Raw genomic sequence first — 21,380 nt, 5'->3', positions numbered from 1 at the left:
GTGCGTCAGAATCCCCGCGGCGCCGATCGCACCGATGCGACCGCCTCGGCATCGCCGTCGAATGCGACGGTGACCGGCGCCCGCCCGAACGCGAAGAGCAGCAACTCACCGACCGGGCCGGTGACGGTGACCCGGGGCCCATGTCCCCCACTGGTCAACTCGGTGCCGTCGGGCGTGCGCAGGACGACCGTTGCCGGTGACGAACGCAGCGTCATCTTGCCCACCGACTTCACCGGAGTGACGAGCCCCTTCTCGAGTTCGGGCGACAGGGTCCGTGGCGTCCACTCGCTGTCGGCCTGCACGGCCCCGCGCAACACGTCCTCATGGTGAACGAACATCTCGGCGAGGTTGGCGACGCGGTCGATGAGGAAGAACGGCGAATAGATGGGCGGACCCGATGCCAGCTGCGTCAACAGCGCGTCGAAGTCGCGTTCGGCCACGCCGGCCCGGACCCGCTCGGTGTACCCGGACAGCGGCTTGACCATGATTCCCGGCGCTGCATCGAGGCGTCGCTCCCGAACGATCAGATGCGCGAGCAGGTCGCGGGTCGTCCATCCATCACACAGTGTCGGGGCGTCGGGACCGGTGCCCCGGAGAGTCTCGACCAGGGCCGCTCGTTCTGCTTGCGCGAGAGTCACCGTGTCAGCCTAGGCGAAGTCGCCGGACACCGGTGGTGCCCGGCCGACATCTCCGGCGATCAGTTCGCCGGGAGCAACAACGCGTGCTTGAGACCGGCGACGTCGGCGTCGGTGAGTCCGAGGCCCTTGTGTACATAGCTGTCGAAGGTGCCGTAGTCCTTGTGCACCTGGTCGAAGGCACTGTTGAGGTAACCGATGTTCACGCCGTCGATCGGATCGTTCGGCGAGGCGTGCCGGAAGGTGTTGCTGGCCAGGTAGTCATCGACCACCACGTCGTGGCGGACGCCGAGCACCGTCAGCAGCGTGACCGCGAGCCAGCCGGTGCGGTCCTTGCCTGCGCTGCAATGGAACAACACGGCCCCGCCGTCGGCAACGGTCTGGGAGATGTTGCGTAGCGAGTCCCCGAACGCCTGGCGGGCAACGGGATTGCTCACGAACTGCCGGTACCCCTCGGTCAGATTGATCAGATCGGCCGGCGGCGACGCCCGGAACACGTCGAAGTGATGCACGGTGGCGCCCGGCACGGGCTTGTCTGCCTGCAACTGATCCTCGATCGTCGTCCGCAGATCGATGATCGAGGCGAGGTGACGCTTCTGCAGATTGGCGACGCCGACCGGGGTGAGCGTCGACAGATTCGCGCTGCGGATGACCCGATCGGTGATCGCGTGGCCGTCGACGGTCCGGTAGTTGGCGAAGGTGCGCACGTTCTCGACGTCGGGGATGCTGATCGCCGCCGGGACCGGGACCACGACCTGTCCACCCGTCACACTCGCCGGCGCTGCATGCGCCAGGCCCTCACCCATCGTCGTCGCTGTGACCGGGACCGCGATCGTCGCACAGGCGAGCACCGCCGCGACGGAGGTCCGGAAGGGGAAAGAACGGCGGTCTGCGGACCGGAGTGAGCGCATCGACGACTCCTGGAGAGATGGGATCATGGGCTGGCAAGCCTTACGGCACTCTAACAATCGCTTTCGCTGTCGGCCCACACGCCGACCCGGATGGCCGTTGTGTTCATCAACGATTCATCCGTCGTGTCGACGTTCGTCAATCACCGACCGCGAGCACCGTCGGCACGATCATCGGTCGCCGTCGGTAGGCGTCGGCGACCCAGCGCCCGACGGTCCGCCGGATGGCCTGTGCGATCCGATGGGTGTCGGTGACGCCTTCGGCGGCGAGGGCGTCGAGTGCCTGATCGACGAGGTCGGCGGCGGCCTTGAGTGCGTCCGGATCGTCGGAGAAGCCGTGCCCGGAGACCTCCGGCGTACTCACCGCACGACCGGTCGTGGCGTTGATCACCACGGTGATCGCGATGAATCCACCTTCTCCGAGCACCAAGCGCTCCGAGAGGGTCGACTCGCCGACATCGCCGACCGACAGCCCGTCGACATACACATGGCCGACAGGTACCCGACCGACGATCTCCGCCTGCCCGTCGAGCAGATCGACGACGACCCCGTCCTCGGCCAGCATGATCCGGTCCGGCTTGACCCCGGTCGCCTCGGCCAACGCCGCATTGGCGCGCAGGTGCCGCCATTCCCCGTGTACCGGCATCGCGTTGCTCGGGCGGACCGCGTTGTACAGGTAGAGCAGTTCGCCGGCCGATGCGTGCCCGGACACGTGTACTTTCGCGCTCTGCTGTGTGATGACGGTCGCCCCCAGTTTCGACAGTCCGTTGACGACGGCGAAAACCGAGTTCTCGTTGCCGGGGATGAGTGAGGATGCGAGCACGATGAGATCGGCTGCGCGGATGTTGATCTGCCGGTGTTCGCCGCGCGCCATCCGCGAGAGCGCCGAGAGCGGCTCGCCCTGAGAACCGGTGGAGATGAGTACGACCCGGTGGTCGGGCAGGGTCGCGGCGGTGTCCATGTCCACCTCGACACCGTCGGGCACGTGCAGGTAGCCGAGTTCCTGGGCGATCTGCATGTTGCGGACCATCGACCGCCCGACAAACGTGATCCGGCGGTTGTGCGTATGCGCCACGTCGATGATCTGCTGGATGCGGTGGACATGGCTGGCGAAGGACGCCACGATGACACGGCCGCGGGCCTTGCCGATCACCTGGTCGAGTACGCCGCCGATCTGACGTTCCGGGGTCACGAAGCCCGGCACCTCGGCGTTCGTGGAGTCGACGAGGAACAGATCGACGCCCTCGTCGCCGAGTCGGCTGAAACCGGCGAGATCGGTGAGGCGGCCGTCGAGCGGAAGCTGGTCGAGTTTGATGTCGCCGGTGTGCAGAACCACCCCTGCCGGTGTGCGGATGGCGACGGCGAGCGCGTCCGGGATGGAGTGATTGACCGCGAAGAATTCACAGTCGAACGGTCCATGCTGGGTGCGTTCGCCCTCCCGAACCTCCACCAGCTTGGGCCGCAGTCGGTGTTCCCGGCACTTCGCCTGCACCAGCGCCAGAGTGAACTTGGACCCGACGACGGGGATGTCGGGGCGCAGCCGCAGCAGGAACGGCAACGCGCCGATGTGATCCTCATGACCGTGCGTGAGGACGACGGCCTCGACGTCGTCCATCCGGTCCTCGATGTAGCGAAAGTCCGGCAGGATGAGGTCGACACCCGGCTGGGCATCCTCGGGGAACAGCACGCCGCAGTCGACGATCAGCAGTCGGCCATCGTATTCGAACACCGTCATGTTCCGGCCGATCTCGCCGATGCCACCGAGCGCGACCACCCGCAACGTGCCCTTGCGCAGACGCCGCGGCGTACCCAGCCGATCGACCGGGGCCGCCTGCGGCGCACCGCCACGCTCCCGGCCACCGCCGCCGCGCCCGCCCCGGTTGTTGTCGCGGCGTTCGTGACGTCCGCCGCGGCGCGGGGGCGCCGGTTCGGCGCGTACCGAATTCGCTCCGGATGGCGATCCCCCGGTGGCCGAATCACGCGCCGCCGCCGGCGGTTGAGCTGCGGCAGGCGGTTGGGCCGCTTTCGGCGGCTCGATCTGCGTGTCGGGACGTGACGTCGACGATGCCTGCGGCTCCGGGGCGGGTGCCGGCGGACCGGACTGACGGCGGGCGCTACGGCGACGCGGTGGGCGGGTCATCAGCTCAACACTCCTGCCGTGTGCAGATCGGCGATGAGCGCTTCGATCTGGGGGCCGTCGGCGGGTACTTGTGGAAGTCGTGGATCACCGACGTCGAATCCGAGGATACGCAGCGACGCCTTCACCATGGTGACGCCACCGAGGCGGCCCATGGCGTTGACCAACGGGAGCATGGTGGTGTTGATCGAGCGAGCGGTCTGCATGTCGCCCTTCTCGACGGCGATCTGCATCTCCCGCAGCCGATCCGCGACGAGATGTCCGATCACGCTGACGAAACCGCTGGCACCGATCGAGAGCCACGGCAGGTTCAGCGCGTCCTCCCCGGAGAGGTACTCGAGGTCGGTGGAGGCGATCAGCCCCGATGCCGAGTGCAGATCTCCTTTGGCGTCCTTGACGCCTTTGATGCGGGGATGCTCGGCGAGGGCGAGCATCGTCTCGTTGGCCACCGGAACCACTGATCGTGGCGGAATATCGTAGATCAGCACCGGCAGCGTGGTGGCGTCGGCGACCGCGCGGAAATGCGCGAGCAGGCCCGCCTGCGGCGGTTTCGAGTAGTACGGCGTCACCACGAGCAACCCGTGCGCGCCGGTCTCCTGTGCCGCCCGCGCGAAACGGATGCTCTCGGCGGTGTCATAGCTGCCCGCACCCTGGGTGATACGGGCGCGGTCGCCGACGGCGTCGAGGACTACGCGGAGCAGGTCGAGTTTCTCGGTGACGGTGGTCGTCGGCGACTCACCCGTCGTGCCGCTGACCACCAGACCGTCACAGCCTTTACCGACCAGATGGTCGGCCAGTTCGGCAGCCTTGCCCAGATCGAGCGAACCGTCGGGGCGGAAAGGTGTCACCATCGCCACAGCGTTGATCCCGAAAGGATGCGCCTGCGGCTGCGAATCGGTTGCGCTCATGGTGGTCAAGATTACCGTTGCACGCGTCGCCGGGGCGAACGGGCACTGCGTGTCGTGATCGGCATTGCCGCGGGTGGCGTGTGCCACCCGCTTCCACTCGCCTGATCAGCCCTCGAGGACGAACGGAGAGGTGGCCACCTCGGTGCCGTCGGACAGGGTGCCGATCTCGAAGTCCCCGAACACCGTCGGTGCCACATTCATCAACTGCCGCAGGCATTCGACGGCGAGCTGACGGATCTCGACGTCGGCGTGTTCGGTCGCGCGCATGCCGACGAAATGACGCCAGGCCCGATAGTTTCCGGTGACGACGATCTTCGTCTCGGTGGCGTTGGGCAACACCGAGCGCGCCGCCTGCCGCGCCTGTTTGCGTCGCAGGATCGCGTTCGGGACATCGGCGAATTTGGCCTCGAGGGCAGCCAGCAGTTCGGAGTAGGCGGCGCGGCTCGCGTCGGTCGCCTCGGTGAAGAGCCGCTCGAGTTCGGTGTCCCCGCGGATCGCCGGTGGCGGCACCACATTCGAGTCGTGTTCGGGGACGAAGCGCTGCGACAGTTGGGAGTACGAGAAATGCCGGTGCCGGATCAGTTCGTGGGTGCACGAGCGCGAGATGCCGGTGATGTAGAACGTCACCGTCGCATGCTCGAGTAGCGACAGATGTCCCACTTCGAGGATGTGTCGTAGATATCCGGCATTGGTGGCGGTGCGCGGATTGGGCTTGTCCCAGCTCTGATAGCAGGCGCGACCGGCGAATTCGACGAGAGCTTCTCCCCCGTCGGCATCGGTGGCCCACGACGCGTCCGGCGGCGCGATGAATTCGGTGGCGGCCACCATCTGCACCCGCAACGGCACCATCTCGGACACGCCGCCTCCTCTCCATGTACATCGACTCCGTGTACATCGACTCCGTGTACATCGACTCCGCGTACATCGACTCCGCGTACATCGACTCCGCGTACATCGACTCCGCGTACATCGATGACCGGCACATCGACATGTCGGTCACTCGGCCCAGGGATTCGCCGAGCGCAGTCACCGATTGTCCCACCGGCACCGTCCGGCGCACACGACCGGGTGCCGGCACCCGGTACCCGCCGGCAATGGCTCAGTCGCCGAGGATCACCGAGAGCCGGCCGAGGGTGTCGCGCCAATCGCCGACCGCCACCGAGGTGATCCCGAGATCCTGGACGGGGCGATCGTTGCCGCCCTCGTCGAGCCGGTCGCCGAAGAACAGGATGTCGTCGATGCCCAGATCCAGGATCTCCATCAGTTTGCCCGCGCCATAAGCCTTGTCGATGCCCTTGCGGGTCACGTCCACCGACGTCGACCCACCGCTGCGCACCTCGAGGTCGGGCAGCCGCTGCGCCGCATATGCGCGCAGCGCCTCCTTTTTGGCGCCGTCGGGGTCCCACGACTTCTTGGCGTCCACGGGGGCGGACTGGCCGAGAGCGGAATAGGTGATCTGGCTGCCGCGGTCCTCGAGGATCGGGCCCCACGTCTGCGTCTCCCAGAGTCCGAGCTCTCTGGCCCCGGTCTCCAGCGTGGTGAGGGTGCGATGTTTCTCGTCGTCGGTGAGGTCCTCGGCGTACACGGTCTCCCACCGGCCGTCGGAGTACCGCACGTACTGCGTGCCGCACGTCGGCATCAGGTGCAGGTTCGCGACCTCGTCGATGCCCCCGATGCGGTCGAGGACCTGCGTACGGAACTGCTCGTAACGCCCGCCCGAGATGATCGCGACCAGCGAGTGTTGCAGCAGCCGGCGCAGCACGTCGACCATCGCGTCGTCGAGCGGGCTCTTCGACGGTGCCAACGTGTCATCGAGGTCGAACATCACCAGCGAGTAGTCGCGATCGCCGAAGGTCACCGTCATGGTCGTGTCTCACCTGTCTCGTGAACGGATGCGTGTGGTCGGTGCACAAGCATGTCATTGCGATCGCGGCGCTGCGTTACCGACTCCGCGGCGTCGCACGTGTCCCTCAGCCGATCAGACGACGCAGCATCGGTGCCAGATCGCCGCGGCCGTCGACCTCGATCGCGCCCATGCCGAGCCAGGACGCGAACGTCGCCAGGTCCCGCGCGAGCGGTGCTGCGACCGCCGCCGCGTCCTGCCCTGGTTCGGCGAATGCACCCGGCACCCGCAAGACCCCGCGCTGCCGGTCGGCCTTGAGGTCGACCCGCGCGACGATATCGTCGCCGAGCAGATACGGATGTACGTAATAGCCGTGTACCCGTTTGTGTTCGGGCACGTAGATCTCGATGCGGTAGTGAAACCCGAAGACACGTTCGGCGCGGGGCCGGAAGAACACCAGCGGGTCGAACGGCGAGAGGATCGCACCGCGGTCCGACCCGCCCCGCGACGCCCGGACCGGTACGGTCGCACCCGAATGCAGGTATGCGCCGGCTCGCCATCCCGATACCGAAACCGGCTCGAGCACACCGGCTTCCACGAGCTCGGTCACCGCCGGGCGAACATCGGCCGCCTTGAGCCGGTAGTAGTCGGCGAGATCGGCGACGGTGGCCACGCCGAGCGCCGCCGCGGCCCGTGCGACCAGTTCACGATGCGCTTCGATCCGGTCGATGTGCACCGCCGCCAGATCGGCTCCGACCACCCGTTCGGCCAAGTCGTAGTGGCGGCCGAACGCGTCGTCGCGCGTCGCGGCGAACTCACCGGAGGCGAACATCGCCTCGCAGAGATGCTTGACCTCGCCACGGTTCCACCAGCCACCCGACGCCCGCGGCGAGCGCTCGATGCCGAGGCGTTCCTCGATGCGGCGCGGCGTGGCCGGGCCGGTGTCGGCGATCACCGCCCGGACGTCTGCGGCGAGTTCTCGGTTGCGGCGCATCGTGTCTCGCGTGTGCCGGTAGCGCCCGTCGCGATACTCCGCCATCCGGAATCCGAAGAGCGGCCAGTCCGCCACGGGAATGAGTGCCGCCTCGTGCGCCCAATATTCGGTGAGTGTCCGCCCGCCGCGTCCCGGTCGCCACGCGGCCCGGTCGAGCAGACTGCGGTCGTAGGGCCCGAGTCGGCTGAACAACGGCAGGTAGTGCGCGCGAACCGCGATGTTGACCGAGTCCATCTGAAAGAGCTTGGTGCGGTCGATGACTCGGTCGACCAACCGCATCGTGACCGCTCCGGTGGGCCGGCGGTCGGCGAAACCCTGCGCGGCCAGCGCGATCCGCCTGACCTGTGTCGACCCGAGATCGGCCGTCACCGGTGCGACACGCGGCGGATGTAGTCGACGAAGCGGTAGAGGGTCCCGGTACTCGAACGCAGCCACTCGGTTTCGGACCTGCTGTCCCAGGCGGTTTCGTCGACAGCCGGCGCGAATGCATCGGCTCCGGTGACGAGTATGTCGATCTCGGTGACGCGCAGATGCGTGGCCTGATCGATCGCGGCCGAATAGATCTCGCTCCCACCGATCACCACCGCCTCGGCACCAGCGAGCGCGAGCGCCTCGGACACGGTATGTACGATCTCTGCACCCTCGGACCGATAGGCGGCCGATCGGGTCACCACGATGTTGCGACGGCCGGGCAGCGGCCGGAATCGCGGCGGCAGCGACTCCCACGTCTTTCGGCCCATCACGACCACGTTGCCGCCGGTGACCTCACGGAAGTGCGCCATATCCTCGGGCACCCGCCAAGGAATGGTGTTGTCGCGGCCGATCGCCCCGACCCGATCCTGCGCCCAGATGAGTGTGATGCCGCTCATGGAGTCCAGGTTAGCGGGCGGGAACGACACTCAGACCGCGACCGGGGCCTTGATTCCCGGATGCGATTGGTAGCCGACCACGGCGATGTCGTCGAAATCGTAGTCGAAGATCGAATTCGCCTTGCGCAGTACGAGTTTCGGATAAGGGTAGGCGTCGCGAGACAGTTGGCGCCGTACCTGTTCGACGTGGTTGTCGTAGATGTGGCAGTCGCCACCGGTCCAGACGAACTCCCCGACCTCGACCCCGGCCTGCTGGGCCATCATGTGGGTCAACAACGCGTAGGAGGCGACGTTGAAGGGCACCCCGAGGAAGAGGTCGGCACTGCGCTGATACAGCTGGCAGGAGAGTTTGCCGTCGGCGACATAGAACTGGAAGAACGCGTGGCAGGGCGGCAGCGCCATCTGCGGTATCTCGCCGACATTCCACGCCGAGACGATGTTGCGGCGCGAGTCGGGATCGGACCTGAGCAATTCCAGCGCGGCCGAGATCTGGTCGATGTGCTCCCCGGACGGCGTCGGCCAGCTGCGCCACTGCACGCCGTAGACGGGCCCGAGGTCACCGTTCTGGTCTGCCCACTCGTCCCAGATGCTCACACCACGCTCTTGTAACCACCGCACATTGGAGTCGCCGCGCAGAAACCACAGCAATTCGTAGATGATCGATTTCAGGTGGACCTTCTTGGTGGTGATGAGCGGGAAACCCTGCGCGAGGTCGTAGCGGAGTTGATGCCCGAACAGGCTGCGGGTCCCGGTGCCGGTACGGTCGGCCTTGGGCACTCCCGTCGTCAGCACCAACTCGAGTAGATCCTCGTACGGGGTGGGGACCGATTGCGTACTCGTCGCACCGGTGGCGGAGGCGGGATCGGGGGCCGTGCTCACGCGAGCCAGTGTAGAGCGTTGCCGGCCGTGCATCCCGGACGCCACCTCGCGGACACGCTGTACGTCAGCCTCACTGCCACCCGGGACGACATCGACACCGCCCTGCACATCCCGCTCGACGCCGACGAGCCGACCGAGAATCACGCGCTCGCACCGATCAGAAGCAGCACCACGCCGGGGTACTTCCGAGGTGAGCCCGGTCGGCACAAGTGACGGAGAGCCGTGGACTATCCACAGCCCACCGATGGCATTGCGTTTATTTCGATTAGTCGGCAGACTGGCTACATGAGCGCAGCCACCGCACCCCGCAGAAAAGGAACGTTCTTCCCACCGACAGATGCCACCGACCTCGACACCCTCATGGACCTGTCGAAGTTCCTCGACCATCACGATGAGCCCGCCGCGCTCCTCGGTCCCGACGGGGAGCAAATCCCCCTCCCGCCAGAGGTCTACAGCACGCTGGCGCAGATCGTGGAAGCAATGCGCGCTCACCGCGCAGTCGTTGTCGCTCCGGTCGATCAGAAGCTCTCGACGCAGGAAGCCGCTGACTACCTCGGCATCAGCCGCCCCACGCTCATCAAACTCCTGGAGAGCGGCAAAATCCCCTTCGAAACCGTCGAAGGCAGCCGTCACCGGCGCGTGGAGCTGGGCGACTTGCTCGACTACCGGTCGCAGCGCACCGCCGAGCGGCGTAAAGCGCTGCAAGCTCTCGTGGACGACGCCGAGGAGAGCGGTCTGTACGACGTGCCCGCCGAGTACTACCACGACGCCATACGCACCGCTCGCCGCGAGATCGCCGAGGAACGCACGGAGTAGTGGCCGGGTTTCGCGTGGTCCTCGACGTATGTGTTCTGGTGCCGATCCACAAAGTCGATCTGCTTCTCACATTCGCCGAGCAACGGGCGTACTTCCTCTGGTTCAAAGGGTTTCGTCCGAGAGATCACGCCCTACTTCGAGTCAGGAAGCTGAACACAGCTCCATGGTTCACTCCTCCATCAACTGCGCGGCGAGCGTTGCGCCCAACTCCCAACACGCTTCGCGGTCGTCCTTGGTAGGTGCACCGGAGACCACCACGTACTCGGCGGCCTTCTCCCAGCCCAGCCCCGCCGTGATCCGGTCGACGGCGTTCTCGGCGCCCTCGGTCCCCTCGTTGCCGTGCACGTAGAGCCCGAACGGACGGCCCTTCGTCGAATCGAGAATCGGGTAATAGCAGACGTCGAACGCATGTTTGAGCGCCCCGGAGATATAGCCCAGATTGGCCGGACTACCCAACAGGTAGCCGTCCGCGCCGAGCATGTCCGTCGGCGTCACCTCCAGTGCGGCCTTGCGCACCACCTCGACCCCCTCGATCTCGGGGTCGGTGGCGCCCGCGACGACCGCCTCGAACATCGCCTGGCAATGCGGCGAGGGCGTGTGATGCACCACCAGCAGGGTTGCCATCACTGCCGCCCGCGGTATTGGGCCACCGCGCGCTTCATCATCTCGCGCGCCCGGCTGCGGTCGCCGGCGTAGTCGTAGGCGCGGGCGATGCGATAGGTGTTGCGCCAGTCCTCCGGATCGGCCTCCCACTCCTGCCGCACCTCGGCGAACAGCTCGTCCGCGGCACCCGGTTCGATCCGTCCGGACCGGCGGCGCGGGAGGTCGGAGACATCGAGTTCGCGACCCTCCTCGGCGATCGCGCGGGCCAGCCGCTGATGTTCGATGCCCGCGCGCAGCGTGGCCACGATCATCCAGATCCCCAGGAACGGCAGGATCAGCACGCCGACCCCGATCCCGATGCCGGCCGCGGTGCCGCTGCTGATGAGGTCGACGCCGCGTTGGCCGAGCAGCACGAAATACACGCACATCGCCACCACGAGGAAGCCGATCATCCAGACGATGGGCCGGGCGTCGCGCTCGCGCTTCTTCGGCTTCGGATCGTCCGGTCGGGAGTCGGGGGCCACGTGCGTCACTTCCTACAGATCCATCAGATCGTCGAGACCCACGGTCAGTCCCGGGCGGTCGGCGATGCTCCGGACACCGAGCAGCACTCCCGGGACGAAGGACGTGCGATCCATCGAGTCGTGCCGAATGGTCAGCGTCTCCCCCGCGGTACCGAGCAGCACCTCCTGGTGGGCGATGAGACCGGCCAGGCGAATCGAGTGCACGTGTACCCCGTCGACCTCCGCGCCGCGGGCACCGTCGAACTCGGAACTCGTCGCGTCGGGGCTCGCACCGACCCCGGCGGCCGCACGTGCCTCGGCGAGCAGCGCTGCGGTGCGGTAGGCGGTTCCCGACGGCGCATCGGCCTTGGCCGGGTGGTGCAGTTCGATCACCTCGACGGAGTCGTAAAAGCGGGCGGCCTGCTGAGCGAAGCGCATACAGAGCACCGCGCCGATCGCGAAATTGGGGGCGATCAGCACTCCGACACCCGGATCCGCGTCGGCGAGCCACTGTCGTACCTGTGCGAGCCGCTCGTCGGTGAAGCCGGTGGTGCCGACGACCGCATGAATACCGTTGTCGATCAGGAACTTCAGGTTGTCCATCACCACGTCGGGATGGGTGAAGTCGACGACGACCTCGGTGTCGGTGTCGGTGAAGAACTCGGGCGCGTCACCCTTGTCGACGCCGGCGGTGTACACGAGATCGTGGGCCTGCTCGATCCCCGACACGATCGCCTTGCCGACCTTGCCGTTGGAACCGAATACCCCAACCTTGATGCCCTGAGTCATTCCAGCCTTTCGTCGACGGTGCGCCCCACCATGTGATTGCCACATCGATGCCATGCGAACCCGTCCCCGAGTCTATGGGGAGCCGTTGTGGCCCGGTATCAGGGCACCGGGTGTGACGGCCGGGACGGGCGGCTTCGGGAACCAGCGCCTCAGTAGATCGGCGCATCGCCGCGACGGTGATCGAAGACCAGCGAGGTGGTCGTACCGGCGACCTCGCGGCGCGAATTGAGCATCTCGACGAACAGTCGCAGCGCCTCGGTGTCGGCGGTGGCCACATGCAGCAGATAGTCCTCGGAGCCCGCGAGGAAGAAGACATCGATCACCTCGTCGTGACCGGCGATCTCACCGACGAACCGCCGGATCTGCCCGCGGGCGTCGGACTGCAGACTCACCGCGACCATGGCACGCAGCGGCCGGCCCACCGCGGCGGGATCCACATCGGCGAAGAAGCCTCGGATCACCCCGAGCTCCCGGAGCCGGCGCACTCGGCCGTGGCAGGTGGAGGCGGCGATGCCCACGCGCGCGGCGAGATCACTGTTGGTGACCCGCGCGTCGATCTGTAGGTGCCGCAACAGTTGCCGGTCGGTCTCGTCGAGTTGACGCCGAACATCCTTCGGCGATCCGGGCATCAGCAACCTCCTGGTCGACGGAACATCGCAGAATCCTCGAGATCGGAGAATCATCGTCAGCGGTGTTGTGCACTGCTCGAAGCTCCTTCACGCTTGAGGCTAGTTCATCGAGGAACGTTCAGCCACGAGCATTGCCGTCGAGGTCGCACCGTCGTGGACGGTCCCCGCGCCGGCCGTGGAACCCGACCACAGCGAAGGACATCCGGACATGCGTATCGGCATCCCCACCGAGATCAAGAACAACGAGTACCGCGTCGCCGCCACCCCGGCCGGTGTCGCCGAGCTGACCCGATACGGCCACGAGATCGTGGTCGAATCCGGCGCCGGTCTCGGCTCGGCCGTCACCGACAACGACTTCAAGGCCGCCGGCGCCCAGATCCTCACCTCTGCCGACGCAGTGTGGGAGCAGGCAGAGCTCGTACTGAAGGTCAAGGAACCGGTCGCGGCGGAGTATTCGCGCATGCGGACCGGGCAGGTGTTGTTCACCTATCTGCATCTCGCGGCCGGCCGCGCCTGCACCGAGGCGCTGCTGACATCCGGGACCACGTCGATCGCCTATGAGACCGTGCGCGCGTCCGATGGTTCGTTGCCCTTGCTCGCCCCGATGAGCGAAGTGGCCGGGCGGCTGGCTCCGCAGGTCGGCGCCTACCACCTCATGCGCTCGGCAGGCGGACGCGGCGTGCTGATGGGTGGCGTGCCCGGGACCGAACCGGCCGAGGTGGTCATCGTCGGCGGTGGTGTCAGTGGCCAGAACGCAGCGATGATCGCGATGGGAATGGGCGCGCAGGTCACGGTCTTCGATATCGACATCACGAAGCTGCGGACGATCGACGCGCGTTTCGGTGGCCGTGTGCGCACCCGGTACTCCACCACACTTGCTCTCGCCGAAGCCGTCGCGCAGGCCGATCTGGTGATCGGTGCCGTCCTCATTCCCGGCGCCAAAGCACCAACTCTGGTGTCCAACGGTGTTGTCGCCCAAATGAAGCCGGGTTCGGTCCTGGTCGACATCGCGATCGACCAGGGCGGCTGCTTCGAGGATTCACGGCCGACAACGCACGACGACCCGACGTTCGCTGTGCACGACAGCGTCTTCTACTGCGTCGCCAACATGCCGGGCGCCGTGGCCCGAACGGCAACCCAGGCACTCACCGGCGCCACCCTCCCCTACGTGCTGCGGCTCGCCGATGCCGGGTGGGAGGCGGCCTGCCGCGCCGACGCCTCGTTGGCCGCCGGCCTGGCCACCCACCGGGGCCGGCTCTACGCCCCGGAAGCCGCTGTAGCGCTGGATATCCCGGCATCGCCTCGGCCGTTCTGAGCAATCGGGTTCCGCATGCCGGGCGCCTGATCGGCCCTGCGTACCGAAGAATCTCACTGAGTCCAAACCTGTCGCCGACGCCGCGATCGCGGTGTGCTCGACGCGTCTGACGTCGGCGAAGGAGCGCAATGGGATCGGCCAACAACTGCACAGTGATATCGGAGAACCAGACAGGGATATCGGAGAACCAGACAGGGACACCGGAGAACCAGACAGGGACACCGGAAAACCAGACAGGGACACCGGAAAACCAAACGGAGACATCGGGAACCACGCGGTGACAACCGGGGCCGAACAGGCGGTGACCTCCGGAGCCCAGCGGGCGGTGACCTCCGGAGCCCAACGGGCGGTGACTCCGGACGAGGGCGTGCTCGACGATGTGGTCACCGCGTCCCTGCTTCGGGATCACCGCGCATTCGTGCGGCGCCGCGGCCGCGTGGTGCGGTATGACCCACAGGTCGCCGCATTCATCGGCCATCCGCCCGACATGACCGACGACGACTGGCACCACCTCCGGGAGCTCGTGCCGCCGGACTCGGAGTTCACCCTGCGGAATCTGACCCTGACCGGCGCACCGGGCGCCGGAATCCGCGTGGTCTCCACACATCTGGCAGTGCAGATGACCGGGGAACAACTGACGACCCACGACTACCCGGCCCTCAGCACTCTCGGGCCGTCGGATGTCGGGGAGATGCTCGACCTGGTCCGATTGACCCGGCCCGGCCCCTTTTTCGAGCGGACCATCGAGATGGGCACCTACCTCGGGATCCGGATCGACGGCCGACTGATCGCCATGGCCGGCGAACGTCTGCGCCCGCCGGGCTGGACCGAGATCAGTGCGGTGTGTGTGCATCCCGAGCATCGCCGGCGCGGACTCGCCGCCACTCTCGTGACCGCCGTCGGCGCCCACGTCCGGTCACAGGGCCGGATCCCGTTTCTGCATGCCGCCGCCGGCAACGAGAACGCCATCCGCCTTTACGACCACCTCGGGTTCCGCCTGCGCAGAAATGTCTCTCTTACCCGCTTGCGCACGCCGTGACGGCACCAAAGAACCGCAGCGATTCCAAATATGTTGGCGATCAGACGAATAGGGCAGCCTTTTCCCGGGACCTCGATGCGGCACACGACAGATGTGAGCGCCGGAGGAGTCCTCGACCGAACCGGATGGGAGCAGCCTGTGGGCCACACGAAGGATTCAGTTCTTGCGCACGATGAGGCGGCGTCGGGGCTCGTCCACGATTCTGTGATCGACGCGATCGGACACACTCCGCTGGTTCGCCTGAACCGCGTGAGCGCCGGCCTCGCACCGACCATCCTCGTCAAACTCGAATTCCTCAATCCCGGTGGCAGCGTGAAGGATCGGGCTGCCCGCGAGATGATCCTGGCGGCCGAACGCGACGGCCACCTGAGCCCCGGCGGCGTCGTCGTCGAAGGCACGTCGGGCAACACCGGCATCGGCCTGTCGATCATCGCAGCCGCACGCGGCTACTCATCGGTCGTCGTCGTCCCGGACAAGACCAGCGCCGAAAAGACCGCACTGCTGCGTGCTCTGGGCGCACAAGTGGTGGTCACCCCGGGTGGCCGGCCGGTCGGGCACCCCGAACACGTGCGCAGCGTCGCCGAGCGCATCACCGCCGAAACGCCCGGTGCCTGGCTTGCCGGCCAATACGACAATCCCGCCAATCCGGCGGCGCACTACCGGACCACCGGGCCGGAGATCTGGAACCAGACCGGCGGCAACGTCACCCATTTCGTCGCCGGGGTCGGCACCGGCGGAACCATCACCGGCACCGGGGAATACCTCAAGGAGGTCTCCGATGGCCGGGTCCGGGTCCTCGCACCGGACCCGCAGACCTCGGTCTATTCGGGTGGCGACGGCAGCGCCTACTACATCGAGTCGATCGGGCACTACCTTCATCCCGACACCGTCGAAGACCTGTGGCCGCAATCGTATCGACCCACGGTGGTCGACGAGTTCATCGGCGTCTCCGACCGCGAGGCCATCGACACCGCCCGATCATTGCTCGCCCTCGAAGGGCTGCTGGTAGGTGGCTCGGGCGCGCTGGCCGTGGCCGGCGCGCTGCGGGCCGCACAGCACCTGGGTCCCGACGATGTGGTCGTCGTGGTGATCCCGGATTCCGGACGCAACTACCTCTCCAAGTATTTTGACGACAACTGGTGTGCTCGTTGGGGTTTCGCTGCATCCCGAACACCCGGGGAATCGACGTTGCGGGACTCGGTATTCGGCGGGTCGGCACCGAACGGTTCGACCGGCGGCTATCGCGGGCTCCCGACCACCGCAACCGTGGCACAGGCCCGCGCGCTGGCCGCAGACCTCCCGACGATCCCGATCCACCTCCCGCGCTCATCGGAGCGCGTCGTGGGCGCCGAAATCGTGGGTTCGGTGGCCGTCACCGCCCTCGACGGTCTGCCCGACAGCACGCCCCTGGCAACGATCCTCGGACCCGTTCCAGCGCTTGCCGGAATCGACGAATCGACACGCGCCGTTGCCGAGCGGGCCGCCGACAGCGCGATCGTGGTCGTCCTCGCCGACGGATATGCCGTCGCCACCGCGCCCACGGGATCATTGCTCCACCGCTGAGTCCGTACCGCAACCGCAACCGTCACGCAGCTGCGATCAGCCAGCCGCACCCACACAGCATCTTCAAGGAGACCCGGCATGGCCGAGCACGAGAACACCCCTGATGACACACCGGGCGACGCCACGTCCCCGGAGACACCTGCGTCCGACACGCCACCGTCAGACGCTTCCGCATCCGGTCGATCCGATGACTCCCCGCAGGAAACACCGGTCGAGGCCAATGTCGATCTCGAAGAGACGAAGGGGCTTTCGCGTCGACGCCTCCTCACCGCCGGTGCGGCCGGTGCTGCGGTCGTGGCCGCTGCCGGCCTCGGCGGCTGGGCGATTCTGCGCAACCGGAACCAGGGCACGGCCGCCGCCGACGGTCTGACCGTCACCAAGTCCTGGGCCGGCCGCCAACTCACCCTCACGTTGCCCAGCGGTGTGTGTGACGCCCCGCTGGTCGCCGCCTACGAGAAGGGATTCTTCAAGAATGCCGGCCTGAACGTGGTGTTGAAGAAGACCGGCACCGACGAGGACCTGCCCGCCGCGGTCGGCTCCGGCAAATATGTGGCCACCAACGGCATCTTCTTCAACTTCCTCGGCCCGATCTACAACGGCACCCCGGTGAAGCTGTCCGGCGGCCTGCATCACGGCTGCCTGGATCTCTATGCGCGCAACGACGGTTCGGTACCGACCGTTGAGTCGTTGCGTGGCAAGAAGATCGGGGTCAGTAGCTTACAGGGGTCGGCGACCAACTTCTTCTCCCTCGATCTCCTCGACGCCGGTATCAACTCGAGTCCGGCCGCCAAGCAGGTGGAATGGGTTGTCATCGAACAAGACCTGCTGCCCAAGGCGCTGCAGGACGGCAAGGTCGACGCCATCGCCACCGCCGGCGGATTCCTGCCGATCATCCAGGGGGTCCACGACGGTTGGGCCAAGGAACTGTCCAACAACGACTCACTCAGCCGCAACTCGGCCTATCCCTGCTGCGCGGTGGCCCTCAACAGCGACTTCGTCTCACAGGATCCGGTCACGGCCGCCAAGCTCGTGAACGCCTGGGCGCAGGGATCGCGTTGGGTCGGTGCGAATCTCGAAGAGATCGCCCACATCGAGTCGACCAAGAACTATGTGCCCGACAAGCCGGAGAACATCCTGCCGGTGCTGCGGACCATGACCTTCGACCCGTCACCACGCAATCTGCAGCAGCAGTTGCAGCCGGGAATCACCAAGTTCGTCAAGACCGGGTTCCTTCCCGCCGACACCAACCCGTCCGCGCTGGCCGATCAGGTGTTCGTCAACCTCGGCCTGAACTTCTGAGAGGACCGCTCATGGCGATCACCACGTCCGGTCTCGAGACCGGCACGCGCGCAGCGGCACCCGCCGACTCACCCGATCCCCAGCCGGTGGGACGACCACCCGCGTCGGTCTCGACGGTCCAGGGCACCGAACGCATTCACGCAGCGCTCGACAAGGTCACCCGCCCAATCCGGGTCGACCCGCTGCTGGTGGGTTTCGCGGTCCTCGCGTGGGGTGCGTTCGCCGCGATCGTGGCGTTCGCGCCGCACAGCGATGCCCTGGCCTTGCGCGACGTCACCCTCATCAGCCGGTCGTCGACATTCACCGCGACCGCCGGTGTGGTCGTCGCCGGGATCGGCGTCGCCCTGTGGGTGCTCAGCACGCTGGACCGTCCGGCAGGCAAATGGGCATCTCGGCGCCTGTCACACTCGGCGGCCTGGCTGGCCGGTTCGGCGGTGTGGATGATCTTCTGGGAGGTCTCCACCGCCACCACCGCCCTGCTCGAGCCACCGTATTTTGTTTCGCCGCAAGCAATCCTGTCCCGTCTGTGGGAAGACCGCGTCATCCTCGGCGAGAGCCTCGGCAACTCGTTGCAGTTGCTCGTGGTCGGATTCGTGGCGGGCCTGATCGCGGGAGTGGCCACCGGTGTGGTGATCGGCTGGTGGCAGAGCGCGAACTACTGGGTGCATCCGGTGCTGATCTTCCTCGGCCCGGTGCCGACACTCGCATGGGTGCCCATCGTCTTCGTCCTGTTCCCCACCGCGTATTCGGGTGCGGTCTTCTTGATCGCCCTGTCGGTGTGGTTCCCGTTGACGGTGGTGACACGGGCCGGCATCGTCAGCGTCCCCAAGTCGTATTTCGATGTGGCACAGACGTTGGGCGCCGACAACCGCTTCCTCGTCCTGCGCGTGAGTCTGCCCGGCGCGTTGCCGAGTATCTTCACCGGCGCCTTCATGGGCCTGTGTTCGTCATTCGTCAGTCTCACCGTAGCCGAGAACTTCGGAGTCAATTCCGGCCTCGGCTGGTACCTGAACTGGAAAAAGGGTTGGGGCGACTTTCCCGGTGTGTATGCCGGACTCGTCGTGCTGATCGTCGTCTGCGGACTACTGCTCGTGCTGCTGTTCCGGCTGCGCGAACGAACCCTGCGCTGGGAGAAGGAGTTGACCCGATGGTGAGCGGTGCCGCGATCGAGATCCGCAATGTCACCCAGGCGTTCCGCAGCGCCGGAGCCGACCTCCCCGTCCTCGACGATGTGTCGTTGTCGGTGTCGCCGGGCGAGTTCGTCGTGTTGGTCGGTCCGAGCGGTTCGGGAAAGTCGACGCTCATCCGATTGCTCGCCGGACTCGACCGCCCATTGTTCGGCACCGTGAGCGTCGACGGCCAACCGGTCACCGGACCAGACCCCAGTCGCGCGTTGGTCTTCCAGGATCCGACGCTGCTGCCGTGGCGAACGGTCCGCGGCAATGCCGCCCTGGGCCCGCAGGCCAGAGGCGCCGGACGCGAGTCCCGAAAGCGGATCGACGACGCCCTCGAGCTCGTCGGACTCAGTGACTTCGCCGACGCCTGGCCTGCGCAACTCTCCGGTGGTATGGCTCAACGCGCGGCGCTGGCTCGTGCGTTGGTCAACGATCCCTCGGTGTTGTTGCTCGACGAGCCGTTGGGACGCCTCGACGCGCTGACCCGGCGCGTACTCCAGGGCGAGTTGCTGCGGCTGTGGCGGGACAAGGGATTCACCGCGGTGCTGATCACCCACGACGTACCCGAGGCACTCCTCTTGGCCGACCGTGTGGTGATCCTCTCGCCACGCCCTGCCCGTATCCGCGAGACCCTCACGATCGACCTGCCCCGGCCACGGGATCCGGCCTCACCGGAGTTCGTGGGGCTGCAGGCGGGGATTCTGGCGCTTCTCGACGAAGAGTCGGTCACCACCCCGGATTCGCTGCACGACCGATCCGCTACCGGCTGAGAGGTGCGTCGGCTTCTCCTGTGCCTGCTGGCGGCAGCGGGTGTCCTGACTGTCGCCTCGGCGCTCACGGCGACGGCATCGGTGGCGTCGGCGCATGCGGTCACCGTCGCCACCACGCCATCCAACGGTGCCGAAGTCACCTCACCGCCGCATGAGGTCCGAATCGAGTTCGACGAACCGGTCTCGTTGCCGGCCGCCAATCGTGGTGTCAGCGTGCTCGATTCGTCCGGGGTCGCGGTGGACGACGGCTCGGCCCGACTCGTCGACGGTGGCCGGACACTGCTGATCGGTCTGCGATCTCCGCTCGCCGAGAACACCTATATTGCGAGTTGGTCGGTGGTCTCCGCCGACACCCACCCCGTGGGTGGGTCCATCCAATTCGGTTACGGCGTCCCGGCGATCACGCTGCCCCCACCACCCGGCCGATCGCCCAGCGCCGCGTGGGGATCGACCACCGGAATCGTCACCGGAGCGTTGTACCTCGCCTTGATCGGCGCACTCGGCACGATCCCGATGACACTGCTGCTCGGCGCCTCGCGCCGACGGCGACGGGCCGTGTGGCGGCTGGCGCGAATCTGCGGTGGTCTGGCTGTCGGGATATCGCTCGCACAGATCCTGACGCAATACCGTTGGGATGCTTCGGCGATCCCCGGCGGACCCACGTGGGCCGGCCTGACAGATTTCGCGTCGTCGTCCTATGCGGTCGCGGTGTATGTGCGTATCGCCGCGTTGCTGATGTTGATCCTCACGATCCCACCGCCGCGTGGTGTGCGCCGAGGGGCCGCGTGGGCGCGCGCATGGTGGGCGTTCGAGGGCGTACTCGCACTGTTGGTACTCGCGACGGTGGTCCGCAACGGGCACGGCGGCAACGCTCAGTGGTGGCGCTTCGCCACGACCCTCGTGCACGTGCTCGCAATGGTCACGTGGATCGGCGGGCTCGTCGTTCTCGGCTGGTTCCTCTGGCGTGATCGACTCACGCCGGCCCTCGCGGGTCGACTGCCGTCGTGGTCGCGTTATGCCGCGGTGAGTGTGGCGGCACTCGTCGCGACCGGGATCGTGCAGTCCGTGGTCCAGGTGCGCCATCCCGCGGCGCTGTTCGAGACCACCTATGGACAGATCCTGATCGTCAAGGTCGTCCTGGTCGCCGCGGCGCTGGTCGTCGGGTGGACCGCGCACCGCCGGATCGCCCGCCCCACCGTGACGGCGAACAGCTCGCCGGCTCCGTCACCGCGCATCAGGTCTCGCGTCGCCGTCGAAGCTCTCCTCGGCGCTGTCATCGTGATCGTGGCCGGGCTCCTGTCCTCGGTCGCACCGGCCGCGACCACCTACGCGCCGACCCGCAGCGCCGAACTCGCGGTGGGCGGATACCGGGTCGACGTCGACGTCGGACCCGCTCGGCGCGGTCCGCAGACCTTCCGGGTCACCGTCATTCCGCGCACTCCGGGCACCCCGCCGCCGCAACGGATCGAACTCTCGTTGCGCAATGCGGATGCCGGTGTGGCATCACTGCCTGTCGAGTTCGTGTACCGACTGCCGGGATCGATCGAGCAGGGCCGAGCCGCGTCGGTCACCTTTGTCAGTCCCGCAGTCAACGTCCCCACCACCGGAGATTGGTCCGGAACCCTCAAAGTCGTCCCCGGCTACCAGGATTCGCTTGTGTACGTCGGTGGCTTCACCTACCCCGTCATCTGAGAGCAAGGAGAAGA

Annotated in this window: 22 protein-coding genes; 9 read left to right on the top strand and 13 right to left on the bottom strand. The window is 66.9% G+C overall.

From position 1 onward, the window contains the following. Positions 1 to 5: 5 nt before the first annotated feature. From ACLQ3C_RS03235 to ACLQ3C_RS03195, 9 genes are all read right to left on the bottom strand, one after another. Entirely contained in the window at positions 6 to 638 is a 633-nt protein-coding gene (locus tag ACLQ3C_RS03235) for a TIGR03085 family metal-binding protein (RefSeq protein WP_425703371.1), read from the bottom strand. Positions 639 to 697: 59 nt separating this feature from the next. After that, entirely contained in the window at positions 698 to 1,546 is an 849-nt protein-coding gene (locus ACLQ3C_RS03230) for a tyrosine-protein phosphatase (protein WP_425703370.1), read from the bottom strand. 136 nt (positions 1,547 to 1,682) lie between these two features. Next, positions 1,683 to 3,683, bottom strand: coding sequence for a ribonuclease J (locus ACLQ3C_RS03225; protein WP_425703369.1), 2,001 nt, complete (start codon positions 3,681 to 3,683; stop codon positions 1,683 to 1,685). Next, positions 3,683 to 4,588 (bottom strand): 4-hydroxy-tetrahydrodipicolinate synthase, encoded by a 906-nt coding sequence (dapA, locus tag ACLQ3C_RS03220; RefSeq protein ID WP_425703367.1) that lies wholly within the window; start codon positions 4,586 to 4,588, stop codon positions 3,683 to 3,685. Before dapA ends, ACLQ3C_RS03225 begins: the two co-directional genes overlap by 1 nt. Positions 4,589 to 4,693: 105 nt before the next feature. Continuing rightward, complete coding sequence (gene thyX / locus ACLQ3C_RS03215; protein WP_425703366.1) at positions 4,694 to 5,446, bottom strand: FAD-dependent thymidylate synthase; 753 nt, start codon at positions 5,444 to 5,446, stop codon at positions 4,694 to 4,696. A gap of 241 nt (positions 5,447 to 5,687) precedes the next feature. After that, a complete protein-coding gene (locus ACLQ3C_RS03210) occupies positions 5,688 to 6,452 on the bottom strand; it encodes an HAD-IIB family hydrolase (RefSeq protein ID WP_425703365.1) in 765 nt (254 codons plus the stop codon). A 106-nt stretch (positions 6,453 to 6,558) separates the two neighbouring features. After that, positions 6,559 to 7,794: a winged helix-turn-helix domain-containing protein gene (locus ACLQ3C_RS03205; RefSeq protein WP_425703364.1), complete on the bottom strand. Its 1,236-nt coding sequence runs from the start codon at positions 7,792 to 7,794 to the stop codon at positions 6,559 to 6,561. Then, positions 7,791 to 8,294 carry a dihydrofolate reductase gene (locus ACLQ3C_RS03200; RefSeq protein WP_425703362.1) on the bottom strand — a complete coding sequence of 168 codons (504 nt, stop codon included), beginning with the start codon at positions 8,292 to 8,294 and terminating at the stop codon, positions 7,791 to 7,793. The genes ACLQ3C_RS03205 and ACLQ3C_RS03200 overlap by 4 nt, the downstream gene beginning before the upstream one ends. Before the next feature lie 30 nt (positions 8,295 to 8,324). After that, positions 8,325 to 9,206, bottom strand: coding sequence for a thymidylate synthase (locus ACLQ3C_RS03195; RefSeq protein WP_425703536.1), 882 nt, complete (start codon positions 9,204 to 9,206; stop codon positions 8,325 to 8,327). On the opposite strand from ACLQ3C_RS03195, the gene ACLQ3C_RS03190 reads away from it, so the two are divergent. Continuing rightward, positions 9,192 to 9,386 carry a hypothetical protein gene (locus ACLQ3C_RS03190; protein WP_425703555.1) on the top strand — a complete coding sequence of 65 codons (195 nt, stop codon included), beginning with the start codon at positions 9,192 to 9,194 and terminating at the stop codon, positions 9,384 to 9,386. The two genes, ACLQ3C_RS03195 and ACLQ3C_RS03190, sit on opposite strands and share 15 nt — an antisense overlap. Before the next feature lie 72 nt (positions 9,387 to 9,458). After that, positions 9,459 to 9,989, top strand: a complete 531-nt coding sequence (locus tag ACLQ3C_RS03185) for a helix-turn-helix domain-containing protein (RefSeq protein ID WP_425703360.1) — start codon at positions 9,459 to 9,461, stop codon at positions 9,987 to 9,989. A gap of 168 nt (positions 9,990 to 10,157) precedes the next feature. Here the strand turns inward: ACLQ3C_RS03185 and ACLQ3C_RS03180 are convergent, their stop codons facing one another. From ACLQ3C_RS03180 to ACLQ3C_RS03165, 4 genes are all read right to left on the bottom strand, one after another. Continuing rightward, a complete protein-coding gene (locus ACLQ3C_RS03180) occupies positions 10,158 to 10,613 on the bottom strand; it encodes a flavodoxin family protein (protein ID WP_425703359.1) in 456 nt (151 codons plus the stop codon). Next, the gene (locus ACLQ3C_RS03175; RefSeq protein ID WP_425703358.1) at positions 10,613 to 11,116 is read right to left on the bottom strand and encodes a hypothetical protein; all 504 of its coding nucleotides are present in this window, start codon (positions 11,114 to 11,116) and stop codon (positions 10,613 to 10,615) included. Before ACLQ3C_RS03175 ends, ACLQ3C_RS03180 begins: the two co-directional genes overlap by 1 nt. A 12-nt stretch (positions 11,117 to 11,128) precedes the next feature. After that, positions 11,129 to 11,884 (bottom strand): 4-hydroxy-tetrahydrodipicolinate reductase, encoded by a 756-nt coding sequence (gene dapB, locus ACLQ3C_RS03170; protein ID WP_425703357.1) that lies wholly within the window; start codon positions 11,882 to 11,884, stop codon positions 11,129 to 11,131. A gap of 149 nt (positions 11,885 to 12,033) precedes the next feature. Beyond that, the gene (locus tag ACLQ3C_RS03165; RefSeq protein WP_425703356.1) at positions 12,034 to 12,513 is read right to left on the bottom strand and encodes an Lrp/AsnC family transcriptional regulator; all 480 of its coding nucleotides are present in this window, start codon (positions 12,511 to 12,513) and stop codon (positions 12,034 to 12,036) included. Positions 12,514 to 12,721: 208 nt separating this feature from the next. On the opposite strand from ACLQ3C_RS03165, the gene ald reads away from it, so the two are divergent. From ald to ACLQ3C_RS03130, 7 genes are all read left to right on the top strand, one after another. Next, entirely contained in the window at positions 12,722 to 13,828 is a 1,107-nt protein-coding gene (gene ald, locus ACLQ3C_RS03160; protein WP_425703354.1) for an alanine dehydrogenase, read from the top strand. A gap of 277 nt (positions 13,829 to 14,105) precedes the next feature. Next, a complete protein-coding gene (locus tag ACLQ3C_RS03155) occupies positions 14,106 to 14,867 on the top strand; it encodes a GNAT family N-acetyltransferase (protein WP_425703352.1) in 762 nt (253 codons plus the stop codon). A 138-nt stretch (positions 14,868 to 15,005) separates the two neighbouring features. Next, a complete protein-coding gene (locus ACLQ3C_RS03150) occupies positions 15,006 to 16,430 on the top strand; it encodes a PLP-dependent cysteine synthase family protein (RefSeq protein WP_425703350.1) in 1,425 nt (474 codons plus the stop codon). 78 nt (positions 16,431 to 16,508) lie between these two features. Then, on the top strand, positions 16,509 to 17,729 hold the full coding sequence (locus tag ACLQ3C_RS03145) for an ABC transporter substrate-binding protein (protein WP_425703348.1): 1,221 nt from the start codon (positions 16,509 to 16,511) through the stop codon (positions 17,727 to 17,729). Positions 17,730 to 17,740: 11 nt separating this feature from the next. Next, entirely contained in the window at positions 17,741 to 18,883 is a 1,143-nt protein-coding gene (locus ACLQ3C_RS03140) for an ABC transporter permease (protein WP_425703347.1), read from the top strand. Next, a complete protein-coding gene (locus tag ACLQ3C_RS03135; protein WP_425703345.1) occupies positions 18,877 to 19,674 on the top strand; it encodes an ABC transporter ATP-binding protein in 798 nt (265 codons plus the stop codon). The genes ACLQ3C_RS03140 and ACLQ3C_RS03135 overlap by 7 nt, the downstream gene beginning before the upstream one ends. A 3-nt stretch (positions 19,675 to 19,677) precedes the next feature. Beyond that, positions 19,678 to 21,366, top strand: coding sequence for a copper resistance CopC/CopD family protein (locus ACLQ3C_RS03130; RefSeq protein ID WP_425703343.1), 1,689 nt, complete (start codon positions 19,678 to 19,680; stop codon positions 21,364 to 21,366). The last annotated feature ends 14 nt before the right edge of the window (positions 21,367 to 21,380 follow it).

The organism is Gordonia sp. DT30 (assembly GCF_049844915.1).
GTDB lineage: Bacteria > Actinomycetota > Actinomycetes > Mycobacteriales > Mycobacteriaceae > Gordonia.
Note: the sequence above shows the minus strand (reverse complement) of the source record. Positions and strands in the feature narration are given on the sequence as shown.

Coding starts and splice junctions, on each gene's coding strand:
- ACLQ3C_RS03230 (WP_425703370.1), bottom strand. CDS start 1,546: ATGCGCTCACTCCGGTCCGCAGACCGCCGTTCTTTCCCCTTCCGGACC.
- ACLQ3C_RS03225 (WP_425703369.1), bottom strand. CDS start 3,683: ATGACCCGCCCACCGCGTCGCCGTAGCGCCCGCCGTCAGTCCGGTCCG.
- dapA (WP_425703367.1), bottom strand. CDS start 4,588: ATGAGCGCAACCGATTCGCAGCCGCAGGCGCATCCTTTCGGGATCAAC.
- ACLQ3C_RS03210 (WP_425703365.1), bottom strand. CDS start 6,452: ATGACGGTGACCTTCGGCGATCGCGACTACTCGCTGGTGATGTTCGAC.
- ACLQ3C_RS03200 (WP_425703362.1), bottom strand. CDS start 8,294: ATGAGCGGCATCACACTCATCTGGGCGCAGGATCGGGTCGGGGCGATC.
- ACLQ3C_RS03195 (WP_425703536.1), bottom strand. CDS start 9,206: ATGCACGGCCGGCAACGCTCTACACTGGCTCGCGTGAGCACGGCCCCC.
- ACLQ3C_RS03185 (WP_425703360.1), top strand. CDS start 9,459: ATGAGCGCAGCCACCGCACCCCGCAGAAAAGGAACGTTCTTCCCACCG.
- ACLQ3C_RS03180 (WP_425703359.1), bottom strand. CDS start 10,613: ATGGCAACCCTGCTGGTGGTGCATCACACGCCCTCGCCGCATTGCCAG.
- dapB (WP_425703357.1), bottom strand. CDS start 11,884: ATGACTCAGGGCATCAAGGTTGGGGTATTCGGTTCCAACGGCAAGGTC.
- ACLQ3C_RS03165 (WP_425703356.1), bottom strand. CDS start 12,513: ATGCCCGGATCGCCGAAGGATGTTCGGCGTCAACTCGACGAGACCGAC.
- ald (WP_425703354.1), top strand. CDS start 12,722: ATGCGTATCGGCATCCCCACCGAGATCAAGAACAACGAGTACCGCGTC.
- ACLQ3C_RS03145 (WP_425703348.1), top strand. CDS start 16,509: ATGGCCGAGCACGAGAACACCCCTGATGACACACCGGGCGACGCCACG.
- ACLQ3C_RS03140 (WP_425703347.1), top strand. CDS start 17,741: ATGGCGATCACCACGTCCGGTCTCGAGACCGGCACGCGCGCAGCGGCA.
- ACLQ3C_RS03135 (WP_425703345.1), top strand. CDS start 18,877: ATGGTGAGCGGTGCCGCGATCGAGATCCGCAATGTCACCCAGGCGTTC.